General features: G+C 61.5%; 30 protein-coding genes. All 30 read left to right on the forward strand.

What is annotated here, in order from left to right:
- The first annotated feature begins 8 nt into the window (after window positions 1–8).
- The 30 genes from LCW13_RS05885 (at window position 9) to LCW13_RS06030 (ending at window position 19,267) form a co-directional block, all read left to right on the forward strand.
- Window positions 9–329 carry a hypothetical protein gene (locus LCW13_RS05885; RefSeq protein ID WP_213115253.1) on the forward strand — a complete coding sequence of 107 codons (321 nt, stop codon included), beginning with the start codon at window positions 9–11 and terminating at the stop codon, window positions 327–329.
- Between the two features lie 41 nt (window positions 330–370).
- A complete protein-coding gene (locus tag LCW13_RS05890) occupies window positions 371–586 on the forward strand; it encodes a hypothetical protein (protein WP_213115254.1) in 216 nt (71 codons plus the stop codon).
- Window positions 583–1,482, forward strand: coding sequence for a DnaT-like ssDNA-binding domain-containing protein (locus LCW13_RS05895; protein ID WP_213115255.1), 900 nt, complete (start codon window positions 583–585; stop codon window positions 1,480–1,482). The genes LCW13_RS05890 and LCW13_RS05895 overlap by 4 nt, the downstream gene beginning before the upstream one ends.
- On the forward strand, window positions 1,424–2,176 hold the full coding sequence (locus tag LCW13_RS05900) for a replication protein P (protein WP_225347795.1): 753 nt from the start codon (window positions 1,424–1,426) through the stop codon (window positions 2,174–2,176). The genes LCW13_RS05895 and LCW13_RS05900 overlap by 59 nt, the downstream gene beginning before the upstream one ends.
- A gap of 3 nt (window positions 2,177–2,179) precedes the next feature.
- Entirely contained in the window at window positions 2,180–2,968 is a 789-nt protein-coding gene (locus tag LCW13_RS05905) for a BRO-N domain-containing protein (RefSeq protein ID WP_225347796.1), read from the forward strand.
- Window positions 2,965–3,153: a hypothetical protein gene (locus LCW13_RS05910; protein WP_225347797.1), complete on the forward strand. Its 189-nt coding sequence runs from the start codon at window positions 2,965–2,967 to the stop codon at window positions 3,151–3,153. Before LCW13_RS05905 ends, LCW13_RS05910 begins: the two co-directional genes overlap by 4 nt.
- A 1-nt stretch (window position 3,154) precedes the next feature.
- On the forward strand, window positions 3,155–3,436 hold the full coding sequence (locus tag LCW13_RS05915) for an Acb2/Tad1 domain-containing protein (protein WP_225347798.1): 282 nt from the start codon (window positions 3,155–3,157) through the stop codon (window positions 3,434–3,436).
- A 197-nt stretch (window positions 3,437–3,633) separates the two neighbouring features.
- A complete protein-coding gene (locus tag LCW13_RS05920) occupies window positions 3,634–3,936 on the forward strand; it encodes a hypothetical protein (protein WP_225347799.1) in 303 nt (100 codons plus the stop codon).
- Window positions 3,933–4,469, forward strand: a complete 537-nt coding sequence (locus LCW13_RS05925; RefSeq protein ID WP_225347800.1) for a VRR-NUC domain-containing protein — start codon at window positions 3,933–3,935, stop codon at window positions 4,467–4,469. Before LCW13_RS05920 ends, LCW13_RS05925 begins: the two co-directional genes overlap by 4 nt.
- A gap of 25 nt (window positions 4,470–4,494) precedes the next feature.
- The gene (locus tag LCW13_RS05930; protein ID WP_225347801.1) at window positions 4,495–5,055 is read left to right on the forward strand and encodes a hypothetical protein; all 561 of its coding nucleotides are present in this window, start codon (window positions 4,495–4,497) and stop codon (window positions 5,053–5,055) included.
- A 374-nt stretch (window positions 5,056–5,429) separates the two neighbouring features.
- Entirely contained in the window at window positions 5,430–5,960 is a 531-nt protein-coding gene (locus LCW13_RS05935) for a glycoside hydrolase family 24 protein (protein ID WP_225347802.1), read from the forward strand.
- Window positions 5,961–6,004: 44 nt separating this feature from the next.
- Complete coding sequence (locus tag LCW13_RS05940) at window positions 6,005–6,358, forward strand: phage holin, lambda family (RefSeq protein WP_144726159.1); 354 nt, start codon at window positions 6,005–6,007, stop codon at window positions 6,356–6,358.
- Window positions 6,346–6,771 carry a hypothetical protein gene (locus LCW13_RS05945; RefSeq protein ID WP_225347803.1) on the forward strand — a complete coding sequence of 142 codons (426 nt, stop codon included), beginning with the start codon at window positions 6,346–6,348 and terminating at the stop codon, window positions 6,769–6,771. The genes LCW13_RS05940 and LCW13_RS05945 overlap by 13 nt, the downstream gene beginning before the upstream one ends.
- On the forward strand, window positions 6,761–6,982 hold the full coding sequence (locus LCW13_RS05950; protein WP_225347804.1) for a hypothetical protein: 222 nt from the start codon (window positions 6,761–6,763) through the stop codon (window positions 6,980–6,982). Before LCW13_RS05945 ends, LCW13_RS05950 begins: the two co-directional genes overlap by 11 nt.
- 230 nt (window positions 6,983–7,212) lie before the next feature.
- Window positions 7,213–7,707, forward strand: a complete 495-nt coding sequence (locus LCW13_RS05955; RefSeq protein ID WP_225347805.1) for a KilA-N domain-containing protein — start codon at window positions 7,213–7,215, stop codon at window positions 7,705–7,707.
- 507 nt (window positions 7,708–8,214) lie between these two features.
- Window positions 8,215–8,715: a DUF1441 family protein gene (locus tag LCW13_RS05960; protein WP_225347806.1), complete on the forward strand. Its 501-nt coding sequence runs from the start codon at window positions 8,215–8,217 to the stop codon at window positions 8,713–8,715.
- Window positions 8,708–10,774 (forward strand): phage terminase large subunit family protein, encoded by a 2,067-nt coding sequence (locus LCW13_RS05965; protein WP_225347807.1) that lies wholly within the window; start codon window positions 8,708–8,710, stop codon window positions 10,772–10,774. Before LCW13_RS05960 ends, LCW13_RS05965 begins: the two co-directional genes overlap by 8 nt.
- A gap of 8 nt (window positions 10,775–10,782) precedes the next feature.
- A complete protein-coding gene (gene gpW, locus LCW13_RS05970; RefSeq protein ID WP_225347808.1) occupies window positions 10,783–11,010 on the forward strand; it encodes a gpW family protein in 228 nt (75 codons plus the stop codon).
- A 1-nt stretch (window position 11,011) separates the two neighbouring features.
- Window positions 11,012–12,511 carry a phage portal protein gene (locus LCW13_RS05975; protein WP_225347809.1) on the forward strand — a complete coding sequence of 500 codons (1,500 nt, stop codon included), beginning with the start codon at window positions 11,012–11,014 and terminating at the stop codon, window positions 12,509–12,511.
- A gap of 9 nt (window positions 12,512–12,520) precedes the next feature.
- Window positions 12,521–13,681, forward strand: coding sequence for a head maturation protease, ClpP-related (locus tag LCW13_RS05980; protein WP_225347810.1), 1,161 nt, complete (start codon window positions 12,521–12,523; stop codon window positions 13,679–13,681).
- Between the two features lie 9 nt (window positions 13,682–13,690).
- Window positions 13,691–14,050, forward strand: a complete 360-nt coding sequence (locus LCW13_RS05985; protein ID WP_225347811.1) for a head decoration protein — start codon at window positions 13,691–13,693, stop codon at window positions 14,048–14,050.
- A 63-nt stretch (window positions 14,051–14,113) separates the two neighbouring features.
- Entirely contained in the window at window positions 14,114–15,106 is a 993-nt protein-coding gene (locus LCW13_RS05990) for a major capsid protein (protein ID WP_225347812.1), read from the forward strand.
- On the forward strand, window positions 15,106–15,405 hold the full coding sequence (locus LCW13_RS05995) for a head-tail joining protein (RefSeq protein WP_225347813.1): 300 nt from the start codon (window positions 15,106–15,108) through the stop codon (window positions 15,403–15,405). The genes LCW13_RS05990 and LCW13_RS05995 overlap by 1 nt, the downstream gene beginning before the upstream one ends.
- 24 nt (window positions 15,406–15,429) lie before the next feature.
- Entirely contained in the window at window positions 15,430–16,038 is a 609-nt protein-coding gene (locus LCW13_RS06000) for a hypothetical protein (protein ID WP_225347814.1), read from the forward strand.
- Entirely contained in the window at window positions 16,035–16,430 is a 396-nt protein-coding gene (locus tag LCW13_RS06005; protein ID WP_225347815.1) for a phage tail terminator protein, read from the forward strand. Before LCW13_RS06000 ends, LCW13_RS06005 begins: the two co-directional genes overlap by 4 nt.
- A 58-nt stretch (window positions 16,431–16,488) precedes the next feature.
- Window positions 16,489–16,689, forward strand: a complete 201-nt coding sequence (locus LCW13_RS06010) for a hypothetical protein (protein ID WP_225347816.1) — start codon at window positions 16,489–16,491, stop codon at window positions 16,687–16,689.
- Window positions 16,682–17,632, forward strand: coding sequence for a phage tail tube protein (locus LCW13_RS06015; RefSeq protein ID WP_225347817.1), 951 nt, complete (start codon window positions 16,682–16,684; stop codon window positions 17,630–17,632). The genes LCW13_RS06010 and LCW13_RS06015 overlap by 8 nt, the downstream gene beginning before the upstream one ends.
- 92 nt (window positions 17,633–17,724) lie before the next feature.
- Window positions 17,725–18,069, forward strand: coding sequence for a hypothetical protein (locus LCW13_RS06020; protein ID WP_225347818.1), 345 nt, complete (start codon window positions 17,725–17,727; stop codon window positions 18,067–18,069).
- Window positions 18,070–18,143: 74 nt separating this feature from the next.
- Complete coding sequence (locus LCW13_RS06025; RefSeq protein WP_225348114.1) at window positions 18,144–18,398, forward strand: DUF1799 domain-containing protein; 255 nt, start codon at window positions 18,144–18,146, stop codon at window positions 18,396–18,398.
- 80 nt (window positions 18,399–18,478) lie between these two features.
- The gene (locus LCW13_RS06030; RefSeq protein ID WP_225347819.1) at window positions 18,479–19,267 is read left to right on the forward strand and encodes a hypothetical protein; all 789 of its coding nucleotides are present in this window, start codon (window positions 18,479–18,481) and stop codon (window positions 19,265–19,267) included.

The following is a 19,267-nucleotide window of genomic DNA, read 5'->3' on the forward strand; positions in this document are numbered from 1 at the left end:
AGTATGGCATGACGATCAAGACGAGTGAAGCCAGGCAGATGTTGACCAGCTATCGGGGTTGGAGCTGTGAGTCCCTCAAGGCCGAGACCTATCGGCTGGCGGTGATGATCGAGAAGCGTGAGCGCGTGGGTGGCGTGATTGATCTGCGCATGAGCATGCAGCACCACCTGGCCGTGGTGGCCTTGCTGGAGTGCGGCAAGGTGCAGGGTGAGACAGCCCGGGAAGATGCCCGCCGCACTCTGTCGATCGACCACCACATGAGCGAGGCAGGCCGGTTTGAGCGCTTGTCACTGGGCGTGGCAGCCAAGGGCGATGAGGTATCGGCATGAGCATCACGGCACGAATGAGTTCAGCACGCCTTGAGACAGAGATGTCCCGTGCTGGCCGCAAGGTCGCCAAGCTGAAGGAGCTGCTGCCGGACCAGCCGCGCCTCTCCGGCGAATATCACTCGGCCTACGCCACCTGGCACCAGTGCAATGCGTTGCTGGCGGCCCGCCGCGGTGACAAGGACGGCGATCTGGGCAGCATGCAGTGGCATCAGGCCCGCGCTGCCAAGTATCTGACGCTGGCGGGAGGTGAGGCATGAGTCTGCATGCGATGAGTTGGGCGCGTGAGGTGATGCCCGAGATGCCGGAGTCGATCAAGGCGGGCCCGCGTCTGTTGTTGTTGCTGATGGCCGATTACGCGAACGAGCAGGGCGTGTGCTGGCCGTCCGTCCGTCGCTTGGCGGATGAGATGGCCTGCTCACGCAGCACGGTGCAGCGTTCGATTGAGGCGCTGGTGGTGCATGGATTGATGACGGTAGTGGCGCGCAAGACGCCGACCGGCCGCCAGACCTCGAACTTCTACCGCCTCGCCATGGGCAATGATCAGCAGCAACCGCAAGCCGCCGATGAGCCGTCACCGGCAGAGCTCGAGGCGCTGATGGCGGGTAGCGATGAGGAAGAAGTGCCTGCTGAGCCTGCCACCGCACCTGCCCAGGCCGAGCACCCCATCTTCGCCAACGCTGCCCAGCAGGCTGACAACGGCCAGCCGCAAGCGACTGCCGGCGCCCGTCAGGTGCCGATGACGCTGGACTGGCAGCCGGATGCCAGCCACTGGCAGACAGAGACGGTGCGCCGGGGCGATCCATCCCTGACGTGGGATCAGGGCGAGCTGGCGGACTTCACCGCGCACTTCGCGGATCAGCCCGGTCGGACGTACTCGCATCATGCCTGGTGCGCCAAGTTCGTGCGCTGGGTGAGTGATAACCGCAAGCGAGAGGCGGCCCGCCAGGCACGCATGAGCCAGAACGCCAACACTTCATCGAACAACACTGCGCGCAACGCTGGAGGCTCCCATGGAAGCCGTCGCTCAACTGGTCCAATCCGTAACTCGAAACTCTCAGCCGCTGAAGGGCGTGCACTCATTGAGCAGCGCCGCCGTGAACAAGCCGAAGGCCAGCCGCCGTCCGGCGACGTCATCGATGGCGAGTGGCTGTGATGACCTGCCACGGGTGAGCCAGAAAGCGGTGGATGCGCTGTTCGATCGCTTGGCCCAGCTGCATGGCGCCCACTGGCATCGCCGCTGCCGCGAGATGGGGTGGGGCACTGAAGAGAATGGCCAGTGGGTGAGCTGTGACGTGGAAGGTGAGTGGCTGGCGGCCCTGAGTCATCTGAGCGCCCAGCACCTGCGCTGTGGCTTGCAGGCCGAGAAGGCCCGCACGGCCAAGTCACTCCAACAGCGTGGCAACGCCTTCCCACCGGACAGCGCCATGCAGTTCGCCGAGCTATGCCAGATGACGCCCGAGGGACTGGGCCTACCGGACTTCGACACTGCCTGGCAGGCATTGCAGGACCACGCCTTCACCGGCAAGCCGTATCCGCATGAGGCCATCGCCGCCGCGGGCGAGAACATGGACCTTCACGGCATGGCCTCGGCCAGCTATCAGCGCATGGACAAGCACGAACGTGCCTTCCGCGTGTACTACCAGCAGGTGGTGGAGCGATACGCCCGGGGTGATGACCTCAAGCCGCAAGCAGCGATTGGGCATGACGGTCAGCTGTCACCGGCAGAACGTGCCGCCATGGCAGGCCAGGCCCGCGCCCAGCAGCAAGCCGAGGCCTCTGGTCTGCCTCACGCCATGAATGCCGATCAGGGGATGCGTTCCCTGCGTGCCGCACTGAAAGGAGCTTGACCCATGAGCAACGTGATCCCGTTCGAGTTTGATGACCAGCAGGTGCGTGTGGTGGAGGGCGATGGGGGTGAGACCCTGTTCGTGGCTTCTGATGTGGCGTTGGCGCTTGGGTACTCCAATCCTCGAGATGCCGTCAGTCGCCATTGCAAGGGGGTCGTGAAACGCGACATCCCCACGGCTTCTGGCATCCAGTCATTCAGCATGATTCGTGAGTCGGATCTCTATCGCCTGATCGTCAAGAGCAAGCTGCCCAGCGCCGTATCGTTTGAAGAATGGGTGTTCGATGAAGTCCTTCCGACCATCCGCAAGACCGGCAGCTATCAGGTGGCCCAGCCTGCGCCGGCACCGGTAGACCCCACCACGGACATTTCCCGTGCTTCGGCCATTGCCAGCGCGCTTGATGGTGCTGCCCGGGCGTTTGGCTTTGACGACAACATGCGCTTGCTGTCGGTGAATCAGGCCGTGCAGAAGCGTACCGGCATCAACCTGCTGGAAGAGCTGGGGGCGACCCACCTGCTGAGCCCGATGAACGAGCGCTACCTGACCCCGACTGAGCTGGGCATGCCGTTGGACATGAGCGCGATCGCCATCAACCGCCTGCTGCGCGACAAGGGTTTCCAGCGTCAGGAGCGTGACGGCAAGGGCAAGGCGTACTGGGTGATGACTGAGGCAGGCCGCCAGTCAGGTGGCCGCATGCTGGATACCGGCAAACGTCACAGCGATGGCGCACCGGTGCAGCAGTTGAAGTGGCCGGAAAGCATCGCCGAGGCGCTGCGGGAGGATGCGGCATGAGTCCGTACAGCGAAATGAAGGTTTCAAGGCAGCAAGAGCAAGAGGCGCATGCTCGTTCAAGTGCGCTTTCGGTTGTCGGATCAAGAAAAGCAGAGCTGAAGACGTACTCCAAAGGCGACTTGATCCGTTATGCGCTTCGACTGGAAGAAGCGGTCGAGCTACTCAAGAGCGATAGAGGACTTTGAGATGGAAAACCAGCACCGAAAGATCAGTGGATATCGCGAGCTGACCCAGCAAGAAATTGATTTGATGAACGAAGCTAAGGATCTGGAAGCGAAATGCTTGGCCCTTCACCAGAAGATTGGCAATCGTCTCGGCGACCAGGTGCTCGACCCCTCAGATCACAAGCGGCTGGATGCGGCAGGCGGCTTCCGCTGGCACGCCATCGCCCGCACCGACATCGAGACAGGTTTTATGGCGCTGGTTCGATCCATCGCGCAGCCTCAGCCGCGAAGCATTGACCAATAGCCCGGAGGACCTGCAATGAGCTATCGCCCCGCCGGCAGCTTCAAGCGCCCGAATCGCTCAGCCCTGCGTCGCTGCTTTGCCTGCGGTAGGCGAGTGGCTGTCCATCAGCTGGCGGCGTGCCTGGGGACGTGCAAGCGCTGCATTGCCCTGGGCGCTCCCCGCTTCAATGCCAATGGTGAGCGGCTGAGGGGGCAAGCGTGACAGAGACCACGCCCAAGCCCGCTGGCGGTCCACTTGCCCGCAAGGCCGCGATGCTATGCCAGGCCGAGGGATTCCATCGCTATCTGGATCAAGCGCGTCGCGCCCGACACGGCATCGATACCAATGTGCTGCCGGATGGTACGCACAAGGAGGAAGACGCGGTGGACTTCATTCGCACGGCCTGCGGGGTGAAGAGTCGGGCCGAGATCGATCATGAGCCGAGGGCGGCGCACATGCTGCGCCGGATCATCACCAACTATCGCCGCTGGCAATCCAATCAGGTGAGGGCATCGTCATGAGCTGGGCAACACATCCTTCCGCCAAGGTGGCGGCCCGCAAGTCGCCGAACCGTACCGCCGGCCAAGCCCGCAAGTCGGCGCCACGCATCGACCGTGAAGGGTTGGAGCAGAAGGTTCTGATTCGCTGGCTCAAGGGCGAGAAGCTGCGCGGCAAGCCGGTGGGCGTGCTGCTCGAGGATGTCACCTATCACGTCCCCAATGGTGGCAAGCGCAACAAGAAGACGGCTGCCGACCTCAAGGCCCAGGGCGTGCGGGCTGGGGTGAGTGACCTGGTGGTGGCCACGGCCCGCGGTGGGTATCACGGACTCTACATCGAGTTCAAAGCAGCCCCGCCACATGATGCCGCCCTGGCGAAGTCTCAGCGCGAATGGCTTGAGAAGATGGAGGGCAATGGCTATCTGGCGGTGCTGGCCAAGGGCGTGGATGAGGCCAAGGCGGTGCTGGTGGCTTATGCGAGCTGGCCCGAGACAGTGGTGGCCGGTGAGCCAGAAGCGATGCCGCATGGTAGTGAGTGGCGCAAGGCAACGGCATAGGGCTCACGGATCAGGAGGGCAGGACATGCAGCGGATCGAGGATATGGGGCTGGCGGAGACCTTCCGCTTGATCGAGAAGCTGCCGGAGGGCGTGAGGCGTCAGCAGGCGTTGGCGCATGCTCTGGATGAGCTGCTCGAGGAAGAGATCGAGTATCGCACCGGGCTGCGCCACCAGAACGCGGGATGGCATCAGGTGTCATCGGTGGGCGGCATGGGCGAGGGGCGAGGCGATTGCACGGGCCTGGTGGATCATGTCGGCAAGGCGGCAGAGCGTTATCAGCAGGAAAGCCAGTGGCGGACGATGGCGGCGGCGTTGCTGTCACGTCTGACCGATCGCCAGCGCATGGCGGTACTGCTGGCGGCCTATGCGATTCCGCCGGTGCAGCATTGCCAATCACCGCGCATGATGACCCAATCGCAGGCCGTGGCGGCGCAGGTGGCGATTCTGGCGCGGCTGGGGTGGGTGCCCGGGGCGGTGAAGGTGGCAGAGCCCTTCAGCACTGTGAAGTCGTTGCAAAGAGCGGCCACGAGAGCGCGTGAATCTCTACTGCATATGGTGCTTTCTCAGGCTGAAATGGCTGCCTGACTACCACATGTTGCAAAAGCGGGGGTTTGGGGGTACGATTCAGCTACTGTGTGATTCTTGTGTCCCTGGATCACCGGTCACGCTGAAGCCCCCTGCCGTCTTCGTGGTTTGTACGGCTTCCAGTTGGTAGCTGGAAGGGCTTGACCCGTTTGGTAGACGGGGTGATTCTTATAGAGATTGTGTCTTTTGCCTTATCACGGCCTCTTACTGCTTGGGGTTGTGCTTCCAGTTGTCGCTGGAAGGGCTTGATTGAATGTCAAACGAAAACGGGCTTCTGCCCTTGAGCCGGGGAGGTTGCAGCCTCCCCGGCTCCCACATGACGCCTCGCTGGCTTTCCAGCGGGGCGTTCTTGTTTCTGCCTACCGGTGATGCCCATGCCTGCACATGCCCCCGCGCACTGGCTCGATGAGGTCGAGTTGGTGGGCTTCGATGCGCCAGTTGATCCGGCAGCTGATGACGCCAGCAATCTGGCGGCCTTCCTGGACACCATTGCCTATGCCGAAGGCACACCACGTTTCAGCTCGATTGAGGGCTATGACGTGCTGGTGGGCGGCAAGACCTTCGATGGCTTCGATGATCACCCCCGCCAGTCGGTATGGCTGAAGTCGTACAACATCCACAGCACCGCGGCTGGTCGGTACCAGTTCCTGGTAGGGACGTGGGATGACTTGGCCAAGCGCTTCCACCTGCCGGACTTCTCGCCAGCCTCTCAGGATGAGGCTGCCAAGCAGTTGATCCGCCAGTGCCGGGCATTGGGGCTGGTGTATGACGGCCGCATCGCTGAGGCCATCCATGCTTGCCGGCGCATCTGGGCGAGCCTGCCAGGGGCAGGTTATGGCCAGCGTGAGCTTGATACCGATGAGCTGCTGGGCGTGTACGTGCGTGCTGGCGGCCACATCGCATAACGATAACGACGAACTACGCAGGGCCTACCGACTCAGGAGGCCATATGCATGATGACGACCACGAGCCCGCCGATATGCCACACCGCGATCCATCGACATGGCAGATGCTGCTGGAGTGGCTACAGCCGTATCAAGCCAACCTCTATGCAGCGGGTCTGTCATTCGTGATCGCGCTGCTGCGCGGCCTGCATGCCGGTGGCCGCTTCTACAAGTCAGTGCTCGAGGCGACCCTGGTGGGTGGCCTGACGCTGGCGCTCAAGCCGCTGTTGGACTGGGGTGGCTTGGATCAGGACATGGCCGTGGCCATTGGCGCCGCGATCGCTTTCCTCGGTGTCGAGTGGCTGCGTGCCAAGTCTGACGCCATCTTCGATAAGGTGCTGGGACGATGGCTGCACTGATCACGACCGCGTGGGCATGGGGCCGCAAGCTGATATCAGGCGTGAAGTTCGAGGTCATCCTGATGGCGGTGGTGCTGGGCTGGGGTGCGATGCAGACCTATGAGGCAACCAAGGCCGAGCAGCATGCCAATGACCTCAAGGCTGAGCTATCCACTGAGAAGGCGGTCAACCGCGGGCTCGAGATGATGGCGCTGCACTATGGCAATCAGATGAAGCGATTGTCCGTCGCATTGGAGGCGCGCGAAGCCAGCCGCGCCCTGGATGACCGTTCAATCATGGCTGCCCGGGCAGCTGCTCGCCGAATGGAGAACGACGATGCGCCGACTTCTGAGTGGGCTGACCGGCCTGTGCCTGATGCTGCTGCTGAGTGGCTGCAGCGCCTTCGAGAGCAAGTCAGTGGTGATGCCCACTGAGTGGCAGTGCACACCTGAGGTGCCGAGCTACCTGCTCAATCCACTGCCTGCCCCTGATCGGCCAGTGGCCTCCAATCGCGATCTGCTCAGCCTGCTGGCCGACTATGAGTCACAGCGCCGTCGCTTCAATGCTGACCGCACGGCGACAGCCTCGATCCTCGAGCGCCTGGCCGATGGCCCTGATGGGGCCGAGCAGACGACTGCTGAGTGACGACGCTCTGAGCTGCTCGGTCAAATTGACCGATCGGCATAGCTACCCAAAAGAGACCACTCCTCCTAGAGCCCTGCCACCCGGCGGGGCTTTTTTGTGGGCGCTTCACCCGTGCCCGGTACTTACCAGAGCCTTTCAGGATAGAGCCTGAGGAGCGCCGATGGCTTCATCGGGCCTCTCTGGGTTGGCGACTCCTGGGTGACAGGCTCTATCTCTAAAAGGCTCTACCGATGACAAACGTTATTCCGCTCGACTACGAAGGACAGTTCATCCGCTTCAACACGGATGGCTGGATCAATGCCACCGACATTGCCAAGCGCTTTCATAAGCGCCCTGTGGACTGGCTTAAGCAAGACGAAACGCAGGCGTATCTTCGAGAGTTTGCCGCGGCACTTAATTGTGATCCTGAGTCACTTTTAAAAACCCGCCGTGGTCGTTATGACAGTGGCACATGGCTGCACCCGAAACTCGGAGTCCGGTTCGCCCAATGGCTGGATGTCCGGTTCGCAGTATGGTGCGACCTCAGAATCGACGCATTCATGCGGGGCGAGCTGAGCGCTATGCAAGAGTTCGAAAAGGCCTGCCGCGCACTGGATGACCAGAATGCCAAGGGGAGCCTTGCCGGCCGCGAGCTGGCCAGCCATCGATGGATCAAGCCGGCGCTGGAGTCTCGCGCTGACTATTGGCGACAAGAGCTTCAGATGGCGCTGCCCATCGACTCCTGAGCTCTTGATTGCTTGACAGGGCTGATGAGCGGGAAAGGCACCCCCAGCTTGGGGGTGCCTTGATGCCCCCGAACCAAGTACATGCCGCCTCGGTCACTGCGCGAGCTACCGTCTTGACGAAACCTCCTCTTAAATACCATTTTCTGCGGTAATTAAGAGTTATCAGTGAGTTGGGCATCACTATCTCGATCATTGAGCTCCTTGATCTTCGTGCAGATAGCGGAGATGAGAGGCTATCAGAATGAAAAATTACTCACATCGCGGTAATGCCTGACAGGCCGTGACCGGCCTGCAGCCCAGAAACCACGCGGCCTGCAGAAAAATTGCGGGTCCTTCTGGCTAGGGGTGAAGCAACCACGGGGACGCAAGATCGCGGATTTCGGCATTTTTTCGGGGTTCTAGCGTCGTCAGCAGCACCGTACTCAAACCCGCATGGTTACTGGCTTTCGAGGTGCCGAAGGTGCCGATTCACCGGCAGTGATGTGATCAGCAGAGGATGGCCAGCGCATGGCAGATATCAGCGCACTACAAGAGGCCTACCACTGGAACATCACGCGCATCGCGGACGCCTTCAATCTTCACCGCGACACCGTGCGCAAGCGGCTGCGAGCCGCCGGCGTAGTGCCCGCCGGCCAGCGTGGAGGCACCAGCGTCTATGCCCTGGCCGATGTCGGCCCCGCGCTTTACTCCGACATGATTGGTGGCACGGGGATAGATCCTGACGACCTGCCTCCCCAGGAACGGAAAGCCTGGTATCAGTCTGAGACAGAGCGCGTGAAGCTCGAGCAGCAGCTGCGCCTACTGGTGCCGGTAGAGGATGCGCACCGCGAGATGAGCCGACTGGCCAAAGCGGTTGCATCAGGCCTGGACTCACTGGCTGACATGTTGGAGCGAGATGCCGGGCTGACCCCCGAGACCATACAGCTGGTCGAGCACACTACCGATGCGCTGCGCGAGCAGATGTATCAGGCCGTGATCGCTGACGACGGAGAGGCCGACGATGACTAGCACCGCCAGTGCCGCTTCTATCCGGCGTGATGTGGCCGAGCTGATTCGCCCACCGCGACGCATCCAGCCCAGTGAGGCAGCGGCCGAGGCGATGAAGGTGGTCAGCGGTGATGGCACCGTGCGCGACTGGAGCGCCGACACCACCCCGTATATGCGCGAGCCGCTGGATTGCATGGGCTCACGACTATACGACGCCGTGATATTTGTCGGCCCTGCGCGTACCGGCAAGACCAATGCCTTGGTGGATGGCTATGTCGCCTACAAGATCGAGTGCGACCCCGGCGACGGCTTGATCGTGCAGATCAGTGAGGAGAAGGCGCGCGAGTTCAGCAAGAAGCGTATCGACCGCATGCTGGTCAACTCGCCTCGCCTGGTAGGCCGCATGAGCCCGCGCGGGCACGATAACAACGTGCATGACAAGACGTTCCGCGCCGGCAACTACTTGGGCATCAAATGGCCATCAAAGAACGTTCTCGCCTCGAGTGATTACCAGTTTGTACTGATTACGGATTACGACCGCCTTCCCGATGACGTGGATGGCGAGGGCAGTGCGTTCCTGCTCGCCAGCAAGCGCACCCAGACATTCGGATCCACCGGCATGACGCTGGCCGAGTCTTCGCCAGGGCGCGAGATCACTGACCCCGACTGGCGCAGGCCAGATGACTCGCCGCACATGGCCCCACCAACCACCGGCATTCTGGATCTCTACAACGCTGGTGACCGCCGAATCTGGTACTGGCAGTGCCCCGAAACGAACTGCCGGCAATGGTTCGCGCCAGTGATGGACAACTTCAGCCGCCAAGCGGGCTGCGTGTTCTGTCCACACTGTGGCAGCGAAATTGACCCATCGGCCAAGCGCTCGCTCAATCTGGCGGGCCGATGGCTGCCGGAGGGCGCCCAGCTCAACGATGCCGGCGAGATGATCGGCACCCCGCGCCGCTCGCGCATCGCCTCATTCTGGATGGAAGGGCCATCTGCCGCCTTCCAGTCATGGGCATCGCTGACAGAGAAGCTCCGCCGCGCCGAAGAGACATACCAGCAGACGGACAGCCAAGAGACGTTGAAGGCAGTCATCAATACTGACTGGGGGCGTCCGTATCTGCGGCGCCGCGCTGCCACGCAACGCTCGAGCGAGCGGCTGGCGGATCGCTCTGAGGATTATGAGCGCCGCAGCGTGCCAAGGGGTGTCAGGTTCCTGACGGCATCGGTAGATGTTCAGGGCGGCAAGGACAGGCGATTCGTTGTGCAGATTCAAGGCTGGGGTGCTCACCGCGAGTGCTGGGTGATCGACCGGTTCAACATCAAGGAAGACCGCGGGCCTGATAACGATCAATCCCCACGGTCCATATCGCCTGCCACTCAGCCAGAAGATTGGGACCTGCTGACGCGTGACGTGATGATGCGCAGCTATAAGCTCGACGACGGCAGTGGCCGCCGCATGCCGGTCGCCGCGATTGCAGTGGATACCGGCGGTGAAGGTGAGGGCGAGGAGAGCGTGACCAGCCAGGCATATGACTGGTATCGCCGCCTGCGCACTGACGGCCTCCAGTCACGCGCCTTCCTGGTCAAGGGCTCGAGCACGCGGGGCAGCTCGCGGGTGCGCAAGACATGGCCGGACAACACCGGCCGCAAGTCTCGCCAGTCCACGGCGCGCGGCGATGTCCCGCTCTATCTGCTGGGCACCGATCTACTGAAGGATTCGGTCGCCGCCATGATGGACCGAGACAACGCTGGTGCGGGCTATCTCCATACGCCCAGTTGGCTGGGTCGCTGGTGGTATGACGAATTGACCTATGAGATCCGCGATCCCGCGAATGGCAAATGGCGCAAGCCTGGCAAGCGTCCCAACGAGGCGTTTGACCTGTGCGTCTACAACCTGGCGCTCTTCATTCTCTTGAAGGGCGAACGCATCGACTGGAGCTCTCCGCCGCCCTGGGCAGCTGAATGGGATGAAAACCTGCTGATCTCTTCTGCAGAAGAACCCGCTTCTCCGATACCTGCAGCGCCTGTTCCGAAAGGGCGCCCGCGCCGAAAGCGCGTCATCAAGCCCAACCTCTAGGAGCCACCATGGCCTATACCGCTGAACAGCTTGCCCAGGTTCGGCAGGCCATCATTGACCTCGGCACCGGCGCCCGCGTCGTCAGCGTCACGCACAACGGGCGCACGGTTCAGTATGCCGCCTCCCGTATCGAGGACCTGCGATCGCTGGAGCGATCAATCGTGGAAGGCTTGGCCTCGACCAGCCGCCGCCGTCGCTCACGCACCCGTTACACCACAACATCAAAGGGGCTGTGATATGGGCGTGATCAGCACCCTATCGAGGGGCATGCGCCGCGCCGCATCGCGGCTGGGAATCAAGGCCAGTGCCTATGAAGGTGCAGGCCAAGGCCGCCGTATGGCAGGCCGCGGGTCCGTGGCAACAGGGCCGAATGCCCCGATCGCCAACTCGCTCCCCCTCCTGCAGGCACGCAGTCACAGCGCAATTCGCAATAACGCCTATGCCTCGAGCGCGAAAGAGAAGTACGTCTCCAACCTGGTAGGCATCGGGATCAAGCCGCAATGGGGAGACCCTGAGATTCAGGCACTGTGGGACCGCTGGCTGCGAGAGTGTGATGCCGACGGCATCGATGACTTCTACGGCTTGCAGGCGCTTGCGGCGGGCGCTCAGTTTGAATCGGGAGAGGCGCTGGCCAGATTTCGCTATCGACGAGTCAGTGACGGGCTCAGCGTTCCCCTGCAGATCCAGATGATCGAGTCAGAGCATCTTGACCCCGCCTTCTCGCGCACCTTCGGTGGGCGCCTGATCAAGATGGGGATCGAGTTTGATGCCATTGGCAGCCGGACGGCGTTCCACCTATGGCGCCATCACCCACACGAGCACCTCACGGCAGAGCTGAACACACGAGCTCGCGTGCCGGCAGATGCCGTGATTCACATGTATCGCCGTACTCGCCCGGGGCAGTTGCGAGGCATTCCAGAGCTGACCCCTGTCATCGTCCGGCTGTACGAAATTGATGCCATGCAGGACGCCACGCTGGCCCGCCAGAAGCTGTCCCAGCTGTTCGGAGCATTCGTCAAGCGCAAGACGGATCACGATCCAGAAGACGATGGCCCATTTTTCGGCACCCAGGTGAGCAGCGCGGATGACCCTGAGGGGCTGTCTGAGTTCACGCCCGGCGGCATCCACTACCTGGAGGATGACGAGGAGGTGACCTTCTCGGCGCCGCCAGACATTCAGGGCCAGTACACCGAGTGGCTGCGTACCGAGCTACTCGCTGTGGCAGCAGGCTCGGGCATCACCTATGAGCAGCTGACCGGTGATCTGAAGGGAGTCAACTACTCGTCAATCCGCGCGGGGCTGCTGGAGTTCCGGCGCCGCGTCGAAGCGCTGCAAGCGCAGCTGCTGACCCACCAGTGGTGTCGCCGTATCGCTGCCAAGTGGCTGGACGTCGCCGTGACATCAGGCGCCCTGCGCATAGACGGCTACTGGCAGAAGCGCTCGCAACTGCTGGCGATTGACTGGATCGCGCCCAAGTGGGCGTGGGTTGATCCACTCAAGGAAGTGTCTGCCGACCTGATGGAAGTGCGGGCCGGATTCAAGCCTCGCAGCGAAGCGGCAGGCGAGCGTGGCTGGTCGCTTGATCAGCTCGATACCGAGATTGCCAAGGGCAATGCCAGTGCTGATGCGCAGGGGCTGATGCTCGACTCGGACCCGCGCCGCGTTGCCAAGAACGGCAGCGCGCAGGCGAATGACATTGACCCCGCTGCTGATCCCGATGCCGACCCCGACCAATGAGGAATCACCATGAAATGGTTTGAAGTACAGGCGGCCGCTGATGGCCGTCACGCTGACGTGTGGATCAATGATCAGATCGGCTTTGACTGGTGGAGCGGTGACGGCACTACGGCCAGCGCGTTTATCAACGCCATCGCGTCGCTGGGTGATCTCGAGACACTGACCGTGCATATCAACTCGCCAGGCGGTGACGTGGCGGATGGCATCGCTATCGCCAACTACCTGCGCGGCCACAGCGCCCAGGTGACCACACGCGTGGAGGGCATCGCCGCCTCTATCGCCGCCACCATCGCCATGGGCGGCGACCGCCGCGAGATGGCTACCGGTTCGCTGCTGATGATCCACGACCCGTGGACCGTCGCCATGGGCAATGCCAGCGAGATGCGCAAGCTGGCCGACGATCTCGACACCATCCGCAACGGAATCCTCGATCTGTTCGTCGCACGTGCCGGCGAGCCCCGTCGCGAGGAGATTCAACAAGCAATGAGCGCCGAGACCTGGATGACAGGTGCTGAGGCGGTGGCGCTTGGCCTGGTGGATGCCGTGGAGGCTGATATCAAGGCGGCAGCTTCGATTGGCGATTATTCCCGTGCGCTTGCCGCAGCTGGTCGGTCTGCTCAGCAGCATATCGATCAACAGAAAGCACCTGCGCCCAGCGCCATGAGCGCCGCTGATGCCCTGGCATTGGCGTTTGATCTCTCTGTCGAGCAAGCCGAAGCCCAGGCGGCCGAGCTGGGTGACCGCATCGTGGCACTTCGTCAGCGAGAAGGATCTGCCGGCGCGGGAGATCCTGTCGCCTTGGTCGCCAGCAGCCTCCAGCTTGACGCTGAGCAGGTTCGCGCCACCCCGAACATCGCCCTCGATGCCATCAATGCGTTACGCACGCAGGCTGCCTCAGCGTCACCGGCAGCACTGGAGCAGCACCTCCAGGGAGAGCGCACTCGCGTCACCGCCATCGTCAAGGCCTGCCAGACCACCGGCCAGACAAGCCTGATGGAAAAGCTGATCGGCAACGGCATGCCCGAAGCACAAGCCAGCGAATACATCTACGACGTGGCGGCGGCCAGCGGGCACGACATCCACAACTCTCATTCGCCCGAAGGCGGGCACAAGGCAGGCATTGATCACAACAAGATCTATGCCCGCCGCAATCGCAGCAACCAAGCCTGAGGAGGCTTCATGGCTAAGCACACTGAACCCCGCCGCACCGGCGAACATATCGTATCTGAGGCAAATGGCGCTCGCTCTCGAGAGCATGCCACTCTGGCGGCAGGTAACTGTGCCGCCGGCACGGTGCTGGCGCTCAATGGCGCCGGCAACTACGTCCCGCTGGCCCCGACAGCATCAGATGGTACCGAGTCTGCAAAGGCGGTGTTGTATGCCGCCGTGGATGCAAGCCAAGCGCCGCAGCCTTGCGTCGTGCACGTCCGCGCTTGCGAAGTTCATGGCGAGGGTCTGGCCTGGCCGGACGCCATTGACGAAGGGCAGATCGACACCGCCACCAATGATCTGGTGTCCGTCGGCATCATCGTCCGCTGATCGCCGCCTGAGCTGCATCAGCCCCCGTCTGCAGAATCAACGAAATAGAGAGTGAGGCCATTCATGGGCATCTTTGATAAAGACATCTTCACCCTGGCGTCGCTGACCGCGGCGATCAATGAGGTGGAGTACAAGCCGCGCCGCCTTGGCGAGCTGGGCATCTTTGCCGAGCAAGGCATCAGCACGACCAGTGTCGTCGTGGAAAAGTCCGGAACCCAACTGGGTCTGGTGCCTGCGAAAGAGCGTGGGGCACCCGGCACAGTGGTTGGCGGTGACAAGCGCACTGGCTTGACCTTCACTGCCGTGCACCTGCCGGCAGTCGCCACCATCCTGGCGGATGAAGTGAAGAACGTCCGCGCGTTCGGCACTGAGGATCAGGAGGAGGCGATCCAGACAGTCGTCAATGCACGCCTTGCCAAGATGGCGGGTCGTATTGATGTGACGCACGAGTATCAGCGTATCGGCGCCGTAAAAGGCCAGATCCTCGATGCCGATGGCACTACCGTGCTGGCGGACCTCTACAACGGGTTCGGCATCACGCAGAAGGTCGTGCCGATGGCGCTCAACACTGCCGAGACCAACGTCCAGTTGAAGTGTCTGGACGTGCTCGAAGAGATCGAGAAAGGCTTGGGTGATCTGTTCTTCTCCGGCGCTCTGGTGCTCTGTGGCAGCTCGTTCTGGCGCAAGCTGATCAGTCATGCCAGCGTCAAGGAAGCCTACCTGTATCAGCAGTCAGAGCGCCTGCGTGCCGATGGCCGTGAATCCTTCAGCTTCGGCGGCCTGAACTTCGAGCGCTATCGTGGCCACGTTGCCGGCAAGGCGTTCGTAGAGCCGGCAGAAGCGTATGCCATCCCGATGGGTACGGATGACATGTTCATCACTCGCTTTGCGCCGGCAGACTACATGAGCGCCGTCAATACGCTGGGCTTGCCGATGTACAGCTCTTCTGAGCTTCTCAAGCACGGCAAGGGTATCGAGCTGGAAGGCCAGTCCAACCCGATCCACCTCAATACTCGCCCGCAAGCCGTCATCAAGCTCAAGGAAGGCGCGAGCTGATGAGCTTCTCGGACCATTCCCGCCGTCTCGATGACGCGGTGATGATTCACTTGGGTGATGGCCTGTGCACCTATCAGGCCCGTGCCGGGGTTATCCCCGGCGCGACCCATATGTTGGATCGCGACTTCGAGGTATATGGCGAGGACCAGGTCGCCATGCGTGTCACCACGATCAGCGTTCGCTGCACTGAGATTGCCAAGTCAGCGCAGGGTGACCGGGTGGTGACGCCCTCGAGGACATGGACGGTGCAGCAGGTGCTGGAAGATGACGGCCATTGGCGGCGTCTCTGGGTGTCCTGACTCTCTCTCGTATGAGGAGGTGCGATGACTTCCCTGAAGTACGACATTCGCGAGCTGCAAGGCTTGCGGCGCAGGCTTGAGGGGAACTCCAAGCTGGTAGACAAGGCGCTTGGCTGGGCAACGACGGCGGCAGCCAACAAGGCTGCGACCCTCATCTCGAGAGATCTGCGTGATACCTACGTGCTCAAGGCGAGTGATGTAAAGAGCCATCTGCGTATCCGGCGCATCGAGCGTGATGCCACCAGGGCGCTTCTCTACACCGGTGGCCGACTGCCACTTGAGCAGTTCTCGCCCAAGCAGCGCTGGGTGGCTGTCAGTCCCAAGCGGCAGGTGAAAAGCGGCCCCCGCAAGGGGGCAGGCGCTCGACGGCGCGGGGTCAGTATCCATGTGCGCAGGGACCGAGGGCGTCAGCTTGTTGCTGGCGGCTGGTTCGCCAAGGAGCATGTGTTGCGTCGCGCCAAGAAGGAAGACAACCGCAGCGATGCCCGACGTCAATATGGCCCTTCCATTCCCGGCATGGTGGCTCACCCACACACCATTGAGGCAGCCCAGCAGATGGTGAGGGAGACGCTGCCCAATGAGTTCAGTGGGCGGCTTGAGTATCTTCTCGACCAAAAGACAGGGCGGACATGATGGACCCAGATGTAATTGACGGCCTTCTGGCCCGCCTCGCCAGCGAGTGCCCGGGACTGGTCACCATCGATGAGGCATGGTTTGCCGAGCCGATTGATGACTTCGATGCTCAGACGCCAGCAGCGTTGGCGTATCTCGCTGAGGACGCTGGCGAAGCCCTTGAGACATTGCGCCCGACTCAGCGCGTCACGCTGACGTATGGCATCTGGCTGGTCTGCGAGCGTGCAGACTTCCGCGCACAGCGTCAGGCACTTCGATCAGCACTGATGGGCCATGTGTTCAGTGAGCATCATGACCCGGCGGCATACCGTGGTGGCCAGACGACGGATATTCGCGGCGCGCTCATCTGGTGGCGAGAGTTCTGGACGGTAGATACCTGGCTTCACGGCTAGGCCTGCACCACACCTGTATGCCCGGCAATGGCCGGGCTTTTTCATGCCCGGAGGAAACATGCCCAATCAAGGCGGCAGCTACGTGCTGCAAGATGGAAAGCGCGTGCCAGGCTCGCGCTCGCGCCCGATGAAAGACCCGTTGCCAGCAGTCGGCACCGATGCGACGGACCTGACCGACAGCGGAAAGGTCACTCCCGTCAAGGCGGCGTCATCACCGGCGGACAAGACCCACAAAGTGAAGGAGCCAAGCAATGGCTAAGAAGTATCGGAGACGCTATGTCGTCGCGAAAATCGAGTCGGCCTACGGTGTTGCCAGTGCTGACATGACGGGCGCCACGGTGCTCGAGGTTGTCATGCTGGATGGCGGCAACCCGTATGCCGGCAACACGGTAGATCGCGAGCGAATGCGAGATGGTCTTGGGGCGTTCGAACAGGTCAACACTGGACCGTATGTCGAGCGAACCATTACCGTCCCGTATGCCGGTTCAGGCACTGCTGGCACGGCCCCCGCCTACGGCATCCTGCTGCGCGCGTGCGGCATGAGCGAAGACGTGGTGGTCGATACCAGTGTGACCTATCAGCCGGCCAGTGAGGGGCATGAGAGCCTTGAGCTCTGGTGGTTTGAAGACGGCCAGATGCAGCACATCAGCGGCGCGCGTGGCTCCTTCACTCTCAGCGCCGACAGCCAAGGCCTGCCGTCGCTCGAGTTCTCCTTCACCGGGCTGTACAAGAAGACCGAAGCCGCCGGCGACGCCAGCGGGGCCGATCAGGCTGTTCAAGCCAAAGAGGTGCCGGTCAACAAGGACAACACCGTGGCTGAGATCGGTGGACACCAGGCGTGTATGAGTTCGCTGTCGCTGGATGTGGGCAACCAGGTGGAGTACCGCAACCTGATCAACTGCGAGTCGGTGCATATCACGGATCGCCAGGCGACGGGCTCTACCAACATCGAGGCGCCAGATCTCGCCACCAAGGACTACTTCGCGGCGGTTGAAAGCCACAAGGCGAGCGGTGTCACTCTGGTGCCTGTCACGCTGACTCACGGCAAGACGGCCGGCAACATCATTGAGCTCAAAGGCAGCAATGTTCAGCTGTCCTCGATCTCGCCGACGGACAATCAGGGCATCATGCACTACGACATTGGCCTGCGCTTCCTGCCAGACGGCGGCAGCGACGACGACTTCACGTTGACCTTCAAGTAAGCCGGCGGCATCCGTCATAACCTCACGCCATCTGCCAAACGGTAGGTGGCGTGCATGCCTCACCCAACTCAGTTGATTCGAAAGGACACACCATGAGCTTTGTACTCAAGAAGATTCCGGATATCACCGTACCCGTCTCTGTCGTCGTCCCGGGCGAAGAAGCACCGGCCACCCTCTATGCTACCTGGCGCCTGCATCCTGTCAGCGAAACCCAGAAGATCATGGAGAAGCAGCGCGCCGGCGAGATGGACGATGAAGCGCTTGTTGATCAAGACCTGGTTGGCCTCTCAGGCATCACTGATGAGAAGGGCAAGGAAGTGCCTTTCTCCAAGGACCTGGTAGCGCAGCTGATGGACACTGCCTACGTGCGCAAGAACCTGATCATGAGCTGGTTCGCTGCCCAGCAGGGCCGCAGTGAGGCCGCCGCAAAAAACTGAAAGATGCCGGTCGGTGGTGGGCGGGTGCCGGCCGGATAGAAGACACGCGTGAGAGCGATGCCGCCGCGCTGGGCATCGCTCACCAACAGCCCGCTGAGCCAGGCGTCTATGAGCTCTGGGAAGAGCATCTGACGGCCCTCGATGTCTTCCTGTCCTGCCGAACCCAGTGGCGAGTGATCTCCGGCATGAGCGGTGCACATCATCAGGGGCTGGACTACTCGGCTCTCGAGAGCGTCATGCGGATGAAGGCGATCGAAGACCCGGGCGGCACGCTGGTGCAGATTCAGCATATCGAGGCGGGGGCACTTGAGGTGATGAATGGCGGTTGATCGTGTGTCCAGTAGATAGATAAAGCCATGGGCTCTATACTCGCCTCTCATTTCGATAGGCACCCGTTGACGCTATGCCCATGCTCAATCCCGTAGGTCAAGCTATTTCTGAGGCCATGAAGTTTTCCATGCGATTGGAAGAGCGCCGAGGGAGCATTCAGTCTTTTGATATTCGCCGATTGGAGAGTATGGCGTGCCCCCAAAAGGGTAACTACTTGATGTATCTGTCAAAAGAGATGCTCGTGGCAGAAATATGTAGGGATTTTGAGCGTTTCGATAAAGCAGCCCAGAGTTTTCTATCGCAGTCGGTGTCATGGGAATTGGCCGCCAACATGTCAATGACGGCGCTTTTCGCTTTCAGCCCTGACATGGCAAAGATGATGGCGAGACGCGCACTCGACATGGCGCCGGGCAATGGCGAAGTCATCAGCTTTGCATCCGATATTGCTTGGTTCGCTGGTGATCTGCCGTTGTGTACAGAACTTCGGAAGCGCCATGAGCGCTTGGGTGAAGAAATGGACAAGAAGCTGACGGATCAGGATACTCGACGGATTTTGGAAGACGCTGGCGTCACCGAGGGTGAGTATCAAGATTTAGTGGCAGGCTTGCATGCCTTGCTTCGAGAGCACTTGTCTGGGGCGATGAGAGATCGTGTCAGATTGCACTTTGATACTCAGCATCATGAAGATGGCTCTGAGGGCCTCGTGCTTGAGGTGCTCTCAGATATGGACGACGAGAGACTTGATGCCTTGGATGACGCTGTTTTGGAGTACGGCTCTGACACAGGGCGCTGGGGTTATGATCTTTGCCGTATCACGACCTTCTTGGTGAGAGACCTTCCTCAAAGTTCTGCAGAAGGAGCTGCTTGA

The organism is Cobetia amphilecti, from assembly GCF_020217465.1.
In the GTDB taxonomy this organism is placed as follows: Bacteria; Pseudomonadota; Gammaproteobacteria; order Pseudomonadales; family Halomonadaceae; genus Cobetia; species Cobetia amphilecti.